Annotated in this window: 13 protein-coding genes; 6 read left to right on the top strand and 7 right to left on the bottom strand. The window is 43.4% G+C overall.

Annotation, left to right across the window (positions count from 1 at the left end):
* Positions 1–521 precede the first annotated feature (521 nt).
* The gene (locus tag ACQY73_RS07795; RefSeq protein WP_428663793.1) at positions 522–950 is read left to right on the top strand and encodes a hypothetical protein; all 429 of its coding nucleotides are present in this window, start codon (positions 522–524) and stop codon (positions 948–950) included.
* Between the two features lie 669 nt (positions 951–1,619).
* Here the strand turns inward: ACQY73_RS07795 and ACQY73_RS07790 are convergent.
* The gene (locus ACQY73_RS07790; protein ID WP_428663790.1) at positions 1,620–2,729 is read right to left on the bottom strand and encodes a DUF922 domain-containing protein; all 1,110 of its coding nucleotides are present in this window, start codon (positions 2,727–2,729) and stop codon (positions 1,620–1,622) included.
* 66 nt (positions 2,730–2,795) lie between these two features.
* Between ACQY73_RS07790 and ACQY73_RS07785 the strand changes: the two genes are divergently transcribed.
* The 5 genes from ACQY73_RS07785 to ACQY73_RS07765 all read left to right on the top strand — a co-directional run bounded on the left by ACQY73_RS07785 (position 2,796) and on the right by ACQY73_RS07765 (position 7,364).
* Entirely contained in the window at positions 2,796–3,284 is a 489-nt protein-coding gene (locus ACQY73_RS07785) for a deoxycytidylate deaminase (RefSeq protein WP_428663787.1), read from the top strand.
* A gap of 32 nt (positions 3,285–3,316) precedes the next feature.
* Positions 3,317–3,913, top strand: coding sequence for an ACP phosphodiesterase (locus tag ACQY73_RS07780; protein ID WP_428663784.1), 597 nt, complete (start codon positions 3,317–3,319; stop codon positions 3,911–3,913).
* 58 nt (positions 3,914–3,971) lie between these two features.
* A complete protein-coding gene (locus ACQY73_RS07775) occupies positions 3,972–4,472 on the top strand; it encodes an MOSC domain-containing protein (protein WP_428663781.1) in 501 nt (166 codons plus the stop codon).
* A gap of 94 nt (positions 4,473–4,566) precedes the next feature.
* Positions 4,567–6,402 carry a DNA polymerase III subunit gamma/tau gene (locus ACQY73_RS07770; RefSeq protein WP_428663778.1) on the top strand — a complete coding sequence of 612 codons (1,836 nt, stop codon included), beginning with the start codon at positions 4,567–4,569 and terminating at the stop codon, positions 6,400–6,402.
* Between the two features lie 227 nt (positions 6,403–6,629).
* Positions 6,630–7,364 carry a DUF6515 family protein gene (locus ACQY73_RS07765; protein WP_428663775.1) on the top strand — a complete coding sequence of 245 codons (735 nt, stop codon included), beginning with the start codon at positions 6,630–6,632 and terminating at the stop codon, positions 7,362–7,364.
* Positions 7,365–7,659: 295 nt separating this feature from the next.
* Here ACQY73_RS07765 and ACQY73_RS07760 read toward each other — a convergent pair whose 3' ends face one another.
* From ACQY73_RS07760 to ACQY73_RS07735, 6 genes are all read right to left on the bottom strand, one after another.
* Positions 7,660–8,295, bottom strand: coding sequence for a hypothetical protein (locus ACQY73_RS07760; protein ID WP_428663772.1), 636 nt, complete (start codon positions 8,293–8,295; stop codon positions 7,660–7,662).
* 34 nt (positions 8,296–8,329) lie between these two features.
* Positions 8,330–8,521: a hypothetical protein gene (locus ACQY73_RS07755; RefSeq protein WP_428663769.1), complete on the bottom strand. Its 192-nt coding sequence runs from the start codon at positions 8,519–8,521 to the stop codon at positions 8,330–8,332.
* Between the two features lie 130 nt (positions 8,522–8,651).
* Entirely contained in the window at positions 8,652–9,785 is a 1,134-nt protein-coding gene (locus tag ACQY73_RS07750; protein WP_428663766.1) for a hypothetical protein, read from the bottom strand.
* Between the two features lie 102 nt (positions 9,786–9,887).
* On the bottom strand, positions 9,888–10,532 hold the full coding sequence (locus ACQY73_RS07745; protein ID WP_428663763.1) for an ABC transporter ATP-binding protein: 645 nt from the start codon (positions 10,530–10,532) through the stop codon (positions 9,888–9,890).
* Positions 10,533–10,568: 36 nt separating this feature from the next.
* The gene (locus tag ACQY73_RS07740) at positions 10,569–11,927 is read right to left on the bottom strand and encodes a vanadium-dependent haloperoxidase (protein WP_428668439.1); all 1,359 of its coding nucleotides are present in this window, start codon (positions 11,925–11,927) and stop codon (positions 10,569–10,571) included.
* 300 nt (positions 11,928–12,227) lie between these two features.
* A complete protein-coding gene (locus ACQY73_RS07735; protein ID WP_428663760.1) occupies positions 12,228–14,549 on the bottom strand; it encodes a choice-of-anchor A family protein in 2,322 nt (773 codons plus the stop codon).
* Positions 14,550–14,851: the final 302 nt, after the last annotated feature.

Raw genomic sequence — 14,851 nt, 5'->3', positions numbered from 1 at the left:
GTCTGGAAAACCGCCTTTTGACTGACTCAAAGTAGTCTTATACTACTAATTTCTAAATAATGTTTTGGGTTTTTATAAGTCTAAAAATGAAAACTGAAATATAAAAAATAGGACTTAAAAAAACTGTTGCCTTGGAACGAAAAAGTACAAAACGTTGGGAATAGTATAAATTATTGAAAGTAAATAAAAATCCTAACTTCTTTTTGAGATTCTGAAATTTCATTTAAATATATGTATGAAAAAAATATTAAAAAAAGAATTTACGGTGCTGTACTGCTGCTTGCGGGAATAATCTACTTAGCCGTATTTTGTATTCCCGGGAGTATTGTATTATTTAGATATGCTGATTGGAATCAATCGGTAACCTATATTTTTTGTGCTATTGGTTAAGCAATACCTTTTGCCATTCTATTATTTGCTATTTTTTATACTGCATATCGCTTTTTAAAATAGAGTAGTTTATTGATTTTTCTGATTATCTAAGTGTGAGTGGCAGATATCTTTAAGTACTAAAGAGAAATATGAAAATTAAACAAGTAAGAACTGTTTTTGTAAATTATGTCCTAGAGTTTGCCCTGAACTACATTATATTTATAATTTTACTATGGGGTATTTGGTCATCTTTTTACGATCAACTGACTGTATTAACACTATTATATGTTTTAGCCTTTTCTCCTGTTTGGATTTTGCCTTTTTTGTTCTTTTTTGCCGGAGGAGGGGTGTTGCATTTTTTGTTGCCTGAATTGTCTGCCGATGTGAAAGTTTTTATTGCATCATTTAGTACAGGGTTGATTCTACTCATTATTCTTTTAAATACGCATGGCCTTTCCTCAAACGCGACAAGCCAAGAAAAAATTGACAATGAAATTAATAATGTTATTCCCATTTCATTGTCAATTGTGTATATGATAAGCACATATCTAGCCTATTTGATTTTGAGAAAAAAATGAATGAAAATGTTTCCTAGTCCGTGGTCTGTGTCTCCAAAGACTCTTTTAGGTAGGTCTGTGGAGACACAGACCACGGTGAAAAGAATCTATGAAATAAATTCAAGAAAGTCTAAAATAAGATGAAGCTATATTCTATTTTTTACACTTTATTGATATAAATATAAACAATTGTTACTCAAGCCGTTAAACGATTAAGTGAAGAACGCTATCGTAAAAATTTAGTAAATAAACATGTCTTTCAAAATAATCAAAAGACGCATAATTGAAATAGTTATTGCGTTTTTGCTAAATGCAGTACTAGGAATATCTTTATTACTGGAGGGGAACGTTTTGCCGGAATATGGGTATTTAACTAAAATACTTGCTTTGTTGATGTTATATATTTTTATAATTGAGATTTTTTATTTTCTACTTTGTTATTGCATTAACTTTGAAAATGTTGGGTTTGCGATTTTTAAATGCTTTTTTGGGAGTCGGATTAGTTGATTTAATAATAAGATTTCCTGATTTCTCTTCAAAGTATGTTAGCATGGATTCATTTTTACAATGGATTTTTATGCCCAGTTTTGTAAAGATATTCATTGGGATTGTCTATTTGATTTACGAATTACATACTGGAAAAGCTAATTTTGGCGCATTTAAAAATAACGACAAATAGACTCCTACCCCTCACTTTACAGAAGGCAATACCCCATAGCTGCGCAATTCATCGCGGACTTTTTTGGCCCAAGCCGCCTGCATTCCCTGATTGATGCCGTGGTTGGTTTCGTCGTCGTATTGTTGTTGGAGTTGGCTGTGGAGGCGATAAAATTCGAGGTATTGGTATTGGATCTCACTGCTGAAATCCTCGACCGAAAATGTCATGGATTGCAGCTTTCGCCTGAAACGCTCGGCGGTGAGTCGGGTCACGTCAAAATGCAACTGTTCGTGGTCGAGGACATAGTCGTTTTTGGAGTCGGGGCGCACCCATGAAATGGTTTTGTCGATCCAGACCTTTGTTTTGACGCGCAGTTCCAGAGTACGGTTTTTGACGGCAGAGCGTGCTTCGAAGCCAAAACTTGTAAATACCTGCGCCGCCCAACGATTAAAAACCGTGGGTGCTCCCTGAAAATCCTGCCAAATAAGCGGACGTTTTGGATTATAGTACACCAACGTATCGGCTTTGGAAGGCGGCGGAAGGCTATCACTTTCAAGGATCAACGTAACGTTTCGCGCAAATATGTCGGAGACATTGACGCTTTGGGCAAACCATTTATTAAATCCTTTCAACTCGTTTTCGAGCAAATTTCGAAGTTGAGGTTCTATGATGTCTTCCGGCGCAATGCCCGCCCGGGTATACGTAGCCGAAGCGTTGGCACTCGTAAGAAAGGTCCGTTTGCCTTCTCGGTAGGTTTCGAATCCCAGATTCATCCTGATCGTTCCACTGACCTTAGCGGGCGGAATGAGCGCTTCGGTAACCTGTAATTCTTTGATAACAAGAATGATGGGTGTAAGAGAATCGGTTTGCGAAGGGTTGAAATAACGACGAAGAAAATTGTCGATCGCCGGCGCTGTGCCGCCCTGAAGTACGGCCGTTAATGGCTGTGGACGACTCCATATTTTACCGATATTGGAGGTTACCGGGCGATTGTCAATGACTTCAATGATGAAAAACCCTTTGGGTTGAACTTTGAGCCGTTCGGGTTTGAGCGCGATGGTTTGCGTCTGTGAAAAACAAAGCGTTGGGGAAATGTATTGCACGACAAAAAACAACAAAAGCCACAGGACACTACGCTGCATACATTTCTTATTTGTTACTTTGCTTTTCATTTTCAATTCGCTGCACTTTTAAACTTACTTTTCGGAATGCGTCCTGCTTTTGACGATATATTTATGGAATTGGCCCAAAATCTGGCGCGGCGATCACATTGCATCAAAGCACAGGTTGGGGCGGTCCTCACCAAAGATACACGGATTATTTCAATTGGGTATAACGGCCCGCCGTCGGGAACCCACAATTGTGACGATGAATTTCCGGAGACCGGTTGCCCGCGCGATTCCAAGGGAAGTTGCTCGTTGGCGCTCCATGCCGAACAAAATGCGATCCTGTACGCGGTCAAAAATGGGGCAAACCTGGAAGGAACCACGTTGTACGTAACGCTCTCTCCCTGTATTGCCTGCGCACGGGTTATTTTTACCATGAAAATCAAACGGGTCATTTACTTAAATTCTTACGCCGCCTACAAAGGCATCGGTATTGATGAAGGCGTAGAATTCCTGCGGAAATTTGGCGTAGAAGTAGAACGTTATCTGCCGAAAAATAGTACAGAGGCCGAATTGTCTATTACCAATTAAAGGCATGGCCTTTCAGAAATCCAAAATTGATAATGAATTATCTCGCTCATTTTTATTTGTCTTTTGATCAGGAACCCTTGATCATTGGCAATTTATTGGGCGATTTTGCCCGTGGCCGTCTCGACCACCCCCGCAACGATCGTTACAATTCCCCCATTAAACAGGGAATTTTGCTGCATCGACAAATTGATTCATTTACCGATACACATCCTGCCGGGCAAGCCTGTCGTCAGGCGTTGCCGGCCCGTTTCGGAAAATACAAAGGAGTGGTGATGGATATGTATTTTGATTATTTTCTGGCGAAACATTTTAAAGATTATCATCCGTTGTCATTAAAGCATTTTACGATTTGGGTATACGGCATTTTGGAAAAACACCGCGCGGTTATTCCTCCGGAAGCGCTGATGTTGGTCGACTCAATGATCAAATACGATTGGTTGTACAATTATCAGTTTGCCGAAGGCATGAACCGGTCGTTTGTGGGAATGTCGCGTCGTTATCCTTTTTTGGCAGGAATAGAGCAGGCAGGGACGGAGTTATTTGATAACGAGGCGCTTTATGAATCGTATTTTCGTCAATTTTTTCCTGATCTCATCAGCACCTGCAAGGACTTTCTTTCGTTTGATTAATATATTTTTTAACCTTTTTAAATTAAAAACCTTATAGGTTTGATTTGGCGAAAACGATATGTATACCGATCATACTCCTTTAAAAGAACTCATGGGTCATTTCCCGCAGGCGGGAGAGGTGATCTGGATAGGACTGAGAACAGCAACCCGGCAAGAAATAGAAATAGTAGAGGAAACCTATGCCCGTATCGGCACGGGTCTGGACGGCGACCGCTATAAAGGCAATGCCGACAGCAAACGGCAAGTGACCCTGATCCAGGCAGAGCACCTTGCGGCAATAGGTTCATACTTGGGGCGAGGTATTATTAATCCTATTCTTTTGCGTCGAAACATCGTAGTTCATGGAATCAACCTGCTGGCGCTGAAAGACCATCGTATTCAGATTGGCGATGCCGTTTTGGAAATGACGGGGTTGTGCCATCCATGCAGTCGTATGGAAGAAGTACTGGGGGAGGGAGGCTACAATGCCATGCGCGGACACGGAGGCATTACTGCGCGTGTACTTCAGGAGGGTGCGATTCGTTCGGGAGATAGAGTAACCATTTTAAAAACAAAATAGAAGTGCCGGTGCTAACTTCCTGATATCTTTTTAATTACTGATCTTCCCCTTTTTTTCTGTTTGAATTCAGGCATTGAGTTGCTAACTTGCGACCATGGCAGACAATTTTGTAGTATCGGCTCGGAAATATCGCCCCGTTACGTTCGATACGGTGGTCGGGCAGTCGCACATTACCACTACCCTCAAGAACGCAATTCGAACCAACCACTTGGCGCAGGCATTTTTGTTTTGCGGCCCGCGTGGGGTGGGAAAAACGACCAATGCGCGTATTTTAGCAAAGACCATTAACTGTCAGAGTCTTACCGACGAAGTGGAGCCGTGCGGAGAGTGCGAATCGTGTGTGGCGTTTCAAAACAATGCTTCGTTCAATGTGCACGAATTGGATGCGGCGTCCAACAACTCCGTGGATGATATTCGTAACCTGATCGATCAGGTACGCTATCCGCCCCAAACGGGAAAGTACAAAATCTACATCATTGACGAGGTACATATGCTTTCGTCGGCGGCCTTCAATGCCTTTTTGAAGACCCTCGAAGAACCGCCGAGCTACGCTATTTTTATCTTGGCTACGACCGAAAAACACAAGATTTTGCCGACGATCCTGTCGCGGTGTCAGATCTTTGATTTTAACCGGATTCAGCCGCGCGACATTGCCGATCACATCGAACTCATTGCCAAAAAAGAAGGCATTAAAACCGAGCGCGAAGCCCTCGAACTCATTGCCCAGAAAGCCGACGGAGGCCTTCGGGATGCGCTTTCGATGTTTGACCTCAACGTAACTTTCTCGACCGACAACACGGTGCGATATAAAGAGGTGTTGGAAAATCTTCACATTCTGGATTACGATTACTATTTCCGATTGACCGATGCGTTGTTGTCAGGAGCACTTTCCGAAACGCTGTTGATCTTTAATGAGGTATTGAAAAAAGGCTTCGATGGGCATTTGTTTGTGATCGGGATGTTGGAGCATTTTCGTAATCTGTTGGTTTCTAAGGATTCTGCTACTGTACAACTGCTTGAGGTTTCCGAAATCGCCAAGAATAAATACCTTGATCAATCAACCCGTGCTTCGTTGTCTTTTCTGTTGTCGGCGCTGAGTATCGGCGGGCAATGTGATATAAATTACAAAGCAGCAAAACAACAGCGTCTGCACGTGGAGCTTTGCCTGATGAAAATGGCCAAGCTGACCGAAGTGCTTGATCTGGAAGCCTTAGCCGCCGACGAAAAAAAAAAGCCTAACGTAGGGGCAGGCCTTGCGTCTGCCCAACCGGGCGCGGCCTCTGCCCAATCAAACGCGGGGGCCGGTCAAAACGGCAACAACAACGTATCGCAAAACGCGGCAGATAGGGCAGACGCGAGGCCTGCCCCTACATCGTCGTCATCATTACCCATGACGGCTGAGCCTACCATAACGTACCAAAATACGCCTAACGGTAATAAGTTGGGTCCGCTTGGCAAATTGCGTTCAACGGTCAATTTAAGCACTTCTATTACGGATACTCCCGAACCGACGCAGGTTTCAAAGCCCGTCGAAGTGGTTTTGGAGACATTGCCCGAAAAAGACCAACCTGTAACGACAGAAGCGTTGAAAGATGTTTGGGCCGCTTTTTCACGGATGCGGGAGCAAAACGGCGGCGCGGTAAGTGAACAGATCATGCTCAACCGTGAGATAAGTTTTCAGGACATGACCATTGAGTTGATCCTGGACAATCTGCATCAGGAAACCCTGCTTAATGAGATCAAACCCATGCTGTTAGGCTACCTTCGAAGAAACCTCCAAAACCGTCAGATTCAAATTACACACCGCATTGCGCCGAGTGAAGTAAAACGCAATCCCTATACCCCACAGGAAAAATTCAATGCTCTTGCCGAGCGTAATCCTGCCCTGCTTGATTTACAGAATTTGTTGGGGTTGGAGGTGGATTTCTAGGGGTTTTGTAAATTGATTTTGGATAGTATTTCTTGATACGCCGCTTCACCGATTTTTTCTTTTATAGCGTTTAGAAAATTTATCGGATGTTGCACATTAGGGAATACTTACACAGAAGATGCTTCGAGAAAAAACGCGACTTTCCGGTTATCATAATTTAAACCAAACTGCATATTTTGGCAGATAGAATCGTTATATTTATAAAAAGTTTTAAACTGCTTTTTATCATGAAAACGACAGCATTGAAAAATATCACTTTGGGGCTTTTGGTGGGAATCGCTTTGGTTTCCGGCCCCCTCGCCGCCCAACACCGAAACGGTGGAGGAGCGCACAACGGTCATCATCAAAGCGGTGGCTCACACTATGGTAACGGTCGGAGCAATGGCGGTAGCTACCACGACGGACGGGGACAAAGCTATAATTCTTCGCGACAGCATTACAACAATTATAATCAGGGAAGAAGTTTTAATCGCCCCGCCTATCCCCAATATGGACAGAGAGGAGGATACTATACTCCTCCAAGGCAAAACTATTATCGTTATGCTCCACCTGTGGTGCGCCGAGGATATGGCTATGGGAATGCGTATGCATACGGAGGCTCCGCTTACCGCTATGGAGGCGGATATGGGTATCGTTACGGTGGCAGACCTCGGGTATTGATCGCCCCGCCGATTGCGTGGGGAACCCGCATTGGAATGTTACCCTACGGATATGCCCAGATCTACGTTGGAGGAATCCCTTATTACTATCATTCCGGCACCTTTTATCGCCCCTACAATAATTACAATAACCAATACGAAGTGGTACGTCCGCCCGTTGGTGCGGTTGTGACAGAACTGCCGGCCGACGCCCAACAGGTGATCATTGACGGTCAGGAATATTTCGTAAGTTTCGGAACCTACTACCGGGCATTTGTCGATGAAAATAATCAAACGGTATATGAAGTAGTGGGCGAGCAATAAAGCATTTCATTGATTAAATAGAATTGGAAGCAATCATGAAATCAACAGTTCTGATCGCTCCCGGCGAAGAAGGCCTGCGAGATATTCGTGTATTGGAAGCGGTGTATAAATCTGTCGCAAACGGGGGAAAAACGATCAAAATTTAATTCGTCGTTTAATTCAAATTTATAAATAGGAGCGAGGCATTGTCTCGCTCTTTTTGTGCAATCGCTCTCGTCCCGCGAGTGATGCTTATTTCCGGGCTTCCTGCCTTTTTTAGTAGTAGCCTGTAATGTGAAGTAGCTTCGTTATAGTTTTATAAAATTATTTCATTGACATATTTAATGTGCCAAATTAGTCTTTCATAAGAGCCTGTATCCAAAGCTCTTTGGCCGGTGAGCATACTTGTGAAAAAAATGGGTGTGTTATTCCAGTCCCAACGATATGTCCCTAAATTTTCCTCAAATTTAATCGGTTGTTGCAGCCAATTATCGGCTTGATTAAAATGAGAAGTGAAAAAATCACGAGCAAGAGAATTGCAGATAACAATAATTTGAGGATTAATATTTTTTATTAGCTCTAATGACAATTCGAGCTGACTTAATATAAATTGTTTCCCGATATTACCTGTTCTGTAAGCAATTTTACTGACGTTTGCTTGGTTAGTATCCCTGAAATAAAGCAAGTCTAAATGACCCCATTTTAACGTAGATTCTTTTGATACTTCCTGAAATCGTTTGAAATATGAATGCTCAACAACTGTTGGATTTTGAGGGGTAATCTCAAGGTGGTTTACTTCAATGTTTTTTTCCTCTGAAGGGTTAAGCCCAACAAAAAGCAAGTCTACATTTTTAGGGTTTTCGCAATACAAATATTGCTTATATTGAATACCGTTATCTATAGCTTTTAGCGCTATTTTGGTTAACTCGCTTTCAATATTTATTTCAGCCATAAAGTTTAGGAATTAGATATTCTAAATTCTTTCTCTAATCCGCAACTTTATTCAGCATTCCAACTCCTACAAACAAAAACAGTGCTCCGACCGCAAACGGAACGAGGGTTTCCCATTTGCTGAGTGTAAATCCTAAAACAGCCTTGTCGGACATGAAGGCGATGCAGGCAAAAAGAATAAAAATGACACCCATACCGGTGAGGATTGTTCCAATCGTGCGTTTCATTATACGTTTGTTTATGGGGCGAAAATAGGCTTTTTACAGCAAGCATCCAATAATCCTGCACCACCGGTTATTTTTAGGCTCTTTGCGTTTTGTGAGTTATTCACATTTGAGAAATTTTCAAAAAATTGGCTTAGTCTTCGGGCCGAGGAGCTATGGCGGATGAATCGATCAGGTATTCTGAGCGGTAATAATGGCGGTTGAAAAGCAACACACCTACCGTAAGGCATAAGCCCACGATCAATAAGACGGGCAGACGAAACATGATCACAAAATACAAAACAATAAAGGTATAAATGCCGAGTTTCAGCAAATGCTCCATGGTGTGATGCTTCTGTAAAAAACGTCCGAAGATCAGCCACAAAAGACTGATCAGCAGGCACCACCATTCAATTGCATATAACAAACTCACTCCCTTGGGCAGATAGCGAATCAAGAAAATCGTTTCGGGAAGCATAAGCAAAGTGAACAAACTACTGTAATTGACAAAGCGTTGGACAAGGGTAAAAGGAAGATTACGCAGTAACGGCAACTGCACATGTTCAAATTCGTATAAATGCAGTAACAGCACCACATGAACCATTCCGATGGCGGAGCCGGCCAACGAGAACAGGCGTTCATCATAGGTATCGGTAGGGTAAAGTTTACAAACTCCCACGACCAACAGGCAGGTAAATGCTTTGGTTAAAAACAGCAAAACGGGTGCCTGATTGAATAAATAAAGGATAAAATACGACCAATACGGTTTGGTGAACCGGCGATTGATATACGCCGCAAGCTGACTGAGGCGAGTATCGGGATTAGGTCGGTACAAACGATGTTCATACGCCCATACACCCGTAAGTGGTAAGATCAGCAGGAAACCTGCGGTAGAGAGAATAGCTGTCTGTTGCCCGATTTTCCATCCATAATACCCGACAAAAACGGCATAGGCAACCACAGGCAGCCAAAGCATCATTTGGGCTGCCCAAAGTAACGCCCAACGAACAGATTTTGGCACCAACACTAAGTGATATAAAAACGTATGCGAGTCCCAAAGAAAACGTTGGCGGACAAAAAAGAGGATTTTCAGATGGTATAAGGCCCAAATGCCAAACAGCAGCAAAAGCAAAAAGGGCGACGCAAACACATATGCTGCTAACGCAATGTGATCTTCGGGCCGCAGAATGCCGAATCCAAACATAAGTACCAAGAACAGAAATCCCGTATTTTGACGGTAATATTCCCGAACGAGGGTTTTATAGAGTATGTTCCAAAGTGTCGGCAACGGATGAATAAGTAAAAAAATGTAAAACTGAAAAACCGAGAAATGTAAAACCGAAAAAGGTACTGATATAGTTGATAATCAACTATTTGTGAGTTAGTCTAGCTATTGGGAATTGGGAAGTGATTGAGCATAAATCCCTTGATTTTCAACACGGAAAATGGTTTGAATGGGTAATTTCTCAAACATAAAATCCTGATGGGATGATAGCAGAAAAGTGACCCCCTGAGCGTGATAATCGCGCACTAACTCGTAGACTTTCAAGACTGTGGCATCATCAATGGTTATGAGGGGCTCGTCCAAAATGATCACTTTGGGGTTGCCCAAGAATGCCAATGCCAACGATGTTTTTTTCAGCATTCCGCTTGAATAGGTGCCCGTGGGTTGGTATAAAAACGGCTTGATCCCGAGCGTTTCAATTAATTTCTCCACTTGGGAGGCGTTGGCCTGTTTGGCCTTGGCAACGAACGCAATAAGGTCATTGGCCGTCAAAAATTCAGGATAATCAGGCTCGGCTTCTCCGTAGTTGATGCATAGTCGGTAGGCAACATGGTCGCGGCGGATGTCCATTCCGCCGAGGGTGATTTCGCCCTCAAAAGGCAGCATTCCGGCCAAGGTTCTGAAAAAAGTGGTTTTGCCTGAACCGTTAGCTCCCTTGAACCAATGAATACCTGTTGATAAAACCAAGTCGGGCACTTGGATAACCAAATGCCCGCCGTAGGATTTTTTAAGCTCTTTAATGACGATCATCGCGTTGCGAGGTAGGCTGAAAGGAACGATGAACGGTTAGTGTACTTGTGTAATTATTTTTGGCTCTTTTCGGGTCATGGCAACACTTAAGACGTGCTTGCCGATCTTGATACCGCAGCGATTGCCTTCATCGCACCCTGAACGGTAGTGGATTCCGCCGTATACGCGGCTGATACTGGCCATCAATGCCGCTTCCCTGAATGATTTAAACGACATTACACCGTGTCCGTGCTTAAACTCGGTTGAGTCGGTGAAAGCCACATTGTCGCCGTGTACAAACGTCAACACCTCGGCAGCGGCGGCCGAAATAGTGCTGTGGCCGCTGGTGTATTCGGGAAAAGGGGGTGTTTGCAGGAAAGGTTGCCATTTGGGATCAATGTCTGAATTGATAACCGTTTCAGGGCGAACTTTAGTACTGCGGTATTTTTCGTCCCAACAACTGATAAATCCGTCCATCAATGCAATAGAACCCAATACATAGCCTTCTACACTTGTGGCAAATGAGGCTTTGGTTTTTCGGCAGACCGTTTCATGAATGGCCAACCAATGGCCGCCGGGCGTCATTTTTTTATTGGCAAACATAACGTGACCTACCACATTCATTACAAATGGATTGTCATCCCAAAACCACGCAATACGCTTTTGTTCTTCGGTCAGGTTTTTCCCAATTTCGTAGACCTCACGGGTTTCCTGCCAAAACAGACTGGTTTTATCGGTACTCCACATGGGTGGGCGCGGAGGCATAAATTGGGTAACTGTATCCAAGGTAAATAATCGGATCTTATTCCATTGGGGTTCGCACGCATCGGCATAAGCAGGTGGGGTTGGCACCCATGTTCCGGGTTTGTTGGTCACTGTAAACCGAATACCGCGTGTTTGTTTGTAACTGTCTTTTGTTGAATAACGTATTACGTGCGCAGCGATGCTGTCACCGTAAGCCATTGAGTTTTCAATGACCTCTTCGGGAATCCCCATTGCTTCATATTTTTTGTAGAATTCTTTTTCATATTCATCAAAAAAACTTGCTGAGAACGTTAGGTTTCGGGCTACTTTCAGGAAAGCACGGGTACCGGCTAATGGAAAACAATATTCTTTTCCCGGTTCCGGTGCCTTAGGAGTGGTAAAACCTTTGAGTTTTCCGCCGAGCGACTGATAAGCGGGAAAGCCGGGTACCATTGCTTCGTATCCGGCAAGGTTGGCATATACGTAGATGCGGCTCGCTACGGGCGGTTTAAAAATATCATGAATGATCACTTCCGTCAATAACTCGACCGATTTATGGTATAACTCAGGATCAGCAGCTTTGGCGTTGTATTCTTCAGGGTTTAATTTGGGTTTGCAGGCGCTCATCAGCAGAAAAATGACTCCCACTGCCGCTAAGAAAGACTTTCTCATCATAAGATTCCGGAAAAAATCAAAAATAAAATTCGAAAAATATACTGTTAAAGGGCAAATTTACGAAAGGATATGGTCAATAAATTGATTTTTATCACTTATTTCACTGCCTGTCCTATGGCTATTGCCGAAATAAGCGAAAGAAAATCAGATTTCAACGTAGTGTGTCAATCCTCAGCTTGTAGAAAAACAGGGATGTGGACCGGACCGCAGCATGTTGAAATTGTTGCAGAACCGGTAGGACAAAAAAAGGCCGCTTTACATTGAAAGCGACCTTTTACCGGAATCATTTACTTACTCCTACTTTCTGATCTTTTTAACGGTATATGGAATACATTGCACGATAAGGCAACAATTAATACTTGCTTCAACGATGATTGGGCAACATCCTTCCAAAGGACAACTGCCATTGGAGGAAGTAAACGTATAGGTTCCTGTCGTATCAATGAGTATCTGATTGCCGGAAGCAATGGTGCCTGTTGTTCCGGTTTTGAACCACTGTACGCCCGTAAATTGACCCGGAACGGTTAATAGCGCCTTTTCGCCTCCGCATATCTTGATGGGAACACTAAAGCATTGGCGATCCAGATCATCTTCGGTCTCTGATTGATTTCCCGGCGTACTGTCTACATCCTTTTCGTTGACTTTGCTGATTTCGGCAGTATTGAACCACACCCCTTGCGCTACTATTTTGACTTTGATCGTGAGGGAAACGGTGTCGCCGTTAGTGCCGATATTGCCGATGATCCATTTGGAAGTCAGTGGATTGTAACTGCCGGCAATGGTGTTGTTTGACAACCTTAATGTTGAACTGCTGATGTATTCTACCCCTGCATTGAGGGAGTCGGTGACTTCCACACCCGTGGCAAAACTGGTATTTTCGTTCCAAACTTTGATGGTATAGTGGATGGTGTCGCCGATTTGAACCATTTTTTTACTGATGGATTTTTTAAGTTTTAAATCAACCAACGTGTCGCAATCCTGTACTGTGATAATAACGGGAGTTCTTGAAGCGCTGATTCCACCGCATTGGGCCGTGGTTCCGCGTGCTTCCACGTAAAAAGTATCGGTAACAGTTGTCAACCCGGCGGGTTTATAATTTACTGATCCCGAGATCAACGCTGAACCTCCCGTTGCGTTGGCGTACCAGTCGGCGGTGGTGCCTCCAATGACCGTTGCTTTTAAAGTTGGAAGAGTATCTCCTTTGCAGGCAAAGACATTGGGAATGACCACAACAGGTGCCGCAGGAATACAATTACACGCGGCCGGAGCAGTGATAGTGGTATCAAATTTACAGATGGAAGTCAAACTGTCGGTAATTTTCAAACTCACCGTTGGCGGAATATTACTTACGGTATAGGGGCCGTTGTTGCTGCCCGTTAATGTTCCTGCGTTAACTTTGATGGTGCCGTTTCTTTGGAGTACGTTAAACGTAACGCTGTATGATTGTTTGTTTGGAGCACAGGAAGGCGTGCCGCTCAGCACAAAGCCGGTTTTCAAACAGGGAGGAGGGCAGGGGAACTCACCCACAAAAGGATAATTGTGTATTTCGCCGCCTGATGCATTGTGGGTAAGATTACCACCAACTACCAGACGTCCGTCGAAGTTCCCTCCCGATAACGTTGCATTTCCGGCCGGAATGATGGCAGAACCATAGAAAGTGCCGGTAAATGTGACATTAGCGGCTTGATGAAAATTAAAAAGCAATCGAAACAGAGAAGGCGAGCCGGCCGTTGGTGTAACTGCGTTCACCGCCGGCATTTGAACATTGGTGAATGTTGAACCACTCACGTTCACAATGACGGAAGCGCCGACAGGAATATTTTTGAAAACAAAGTTTTTCCAAGTTGAAACGTTGAATACCTGAATTGAAGAGGTATTGTTGCCCTTAAGGGTATCTCCGCTTAATGTGCCGGTGGCGGTAAGTGTAGCCCAATAGAGGCTTTTGGCCTTAATGTCATTCAATGTACTGTCAATATTCAGCCCGATGCCTCCGATTCCCAGATTGCCGGTTACGGTAATGGGATTGGGTAAATTATTGGCATAACTGCCCCCCATTGCTATTCCTGTTCCTCCCACTCCAAAAGAATTGGTGTTACCTTTGATCGTACCGCCGATGAGCAATGCGGGCAAATCGGTTGAAGCTATTACGTAAGTTCCGCCGCCCGATGTTCCAACGCCATAGTAGGAATTGTACGGAATGGTTGTATCACCGAGGATAAAATTGCCTTTGATCGCAACCCTACCTTCAATTTCGGCCGGTACACCCTGCCCACCGTCGTGAATCCTGAAATTTCCGCCGACCAATACACTGAAAGAACGGTCATATCCTCTGACAGTATTGTTGCCCCAATTGAACGGAAGGGGAAGATAGGTGGTATTGAGAGGATAACCACTCAATGCAACATCTTCAATAGTATTGTTGTTGATATCGACGGCAGTAGTGAGGTCCGGACAATTACCATTTACACATCCACTTAGCTTAGGGCCCAGTCCGCAGTTCTGTGCCTGTGCTCTTAAATGGGTTGGACTGAATGAAAAGCAGGCTAAAACGATAAGCGGCAATAGATGAAATAAAGTCCTTTTGCTAAAAGCCTTTGGGTTAGATAACGGGTGTTGCATTTCCTTGATTGTTTGTTTTTAGCTTCAAATCAAGGCTTCTCAACAAATGTGCCATTTTTTGTAAAATGGTATATATTAATCAGTTACGGAAGTTGAAAATATACCTATAAGTTTAATAAAGGTGGGCGAAAAGTTGGAATATGGGCTAGAATGAGCTTTTTATGCTTAATGGCTATTCTAAAATAAAAAGTTGTTTGATTTTATAATTTTAGGTTGAGCAGCCGCAGAAACGGTTCTAAAATGAAGGTTACTTTGAATAAGTATCATTCAAAGTACTTTACGATCAACGTTCGACAGTCGGT

Source organism: Runella sp. (assembly GCF_965279615.1).
GTDB lineage: Bacteria > Bacteroidota > Bacteroidia > Cytophagales > Spirosomataceae > Runella.
Note: the sequence above shows the minus strand (reverse complement) of the source record. Positions and strands in the feature narration are given on the sequence as shown.

Excerpts from the sequence above, each read along its gene's own strand:
- ACQY73_RS07795 (WP_428663793.1), top strand. The coding sequence starts at position 522 with ATGAAAATTAAACAAGTAAGAACTGTTTTTGTAAATTATGTCCTAGAG.
- ACQY73_RS07775 (WP_428663781.1), top strand. The coding sequence starts at position 3,972 with ATGTATACCGATCATACTCCTTTAAAAGAACTCATGGGTCATTTCCCG.
- ACQY73_RS07745 (WP_428663763.1), bottom strand. The coding sequence starts at position 10,532 with ATGATCGTCATTAAAGAGCTTAAAAAATCCTACGGCGGGCATTTGGTT.
- ACQY73_RS07785 (WP_428663787.1), top strand. The coding sequence starts at position 2,796 with ATGCGTCCTGCTTTTGACGATATATTTATGGAATTGGCCCAAAATCTG.
- ACQY73_RS07760 (WP_428663772.1), bottom strand. The coding sequence starts at position 8,295 with ATGGCTGAAATAAATATTGAAAGCGAGTTAACCAAAATAGCGCTAAAA.
- ACQY73_RS07735 (WP_428663760.1), bottom strand. The coding sequence starts at position 14,549 with ATGCAACACCCGTTATCTAACCCAAAGGCTTTTAGCAAAAGGACTTTA.
- ACQY73_RS07780 (WP_428663784.1), top strand. The coding sequence starts at position 3,317 with ATGAATTATCTCGCTCATTTTTATTTGTCTTTTGATCAGGAACCCTTG.
- ACQY73_RS07770 (WP_428663778.1), top strand. The coding sequence starts at position 4,567 with ATGGCAGACAATTTTGTAGTATCGGCTCGGAAATATCGCCCCGTTACG.
- ACQY73_RS07765 (WP_428663775.1), top strand. The coding sequence starts at position 6,630 with ATGAAAACGACAGCATTGAAAAATATCACTTTGGGGCTTTTGGTGGGA.
- ACQY73_RS07755 (WP_428663769.1), bottom strand. The coding sequence starts at position 8,521 with ATGAAACGCACGATTGGAACAATCCTCACCGGTATGGGTGTCATTTTT.
- ACQY73_RS07790 (WP_428663790.1), bottom strand. The coding sequence starts at position 2,729 with ATGCAGCGTAGTGTCCTGTGGCTTTTGTTGTTTTTTGTCGTGCAATAC.
- ACQY73_RS07740 (WP_428668439.1), bottom strand. The coding sequence starts at position 11,927 with ATGAGAAAGTCTTTCTTAGCGGCAGTGGGAGTCATTTTTCTGCTGATG.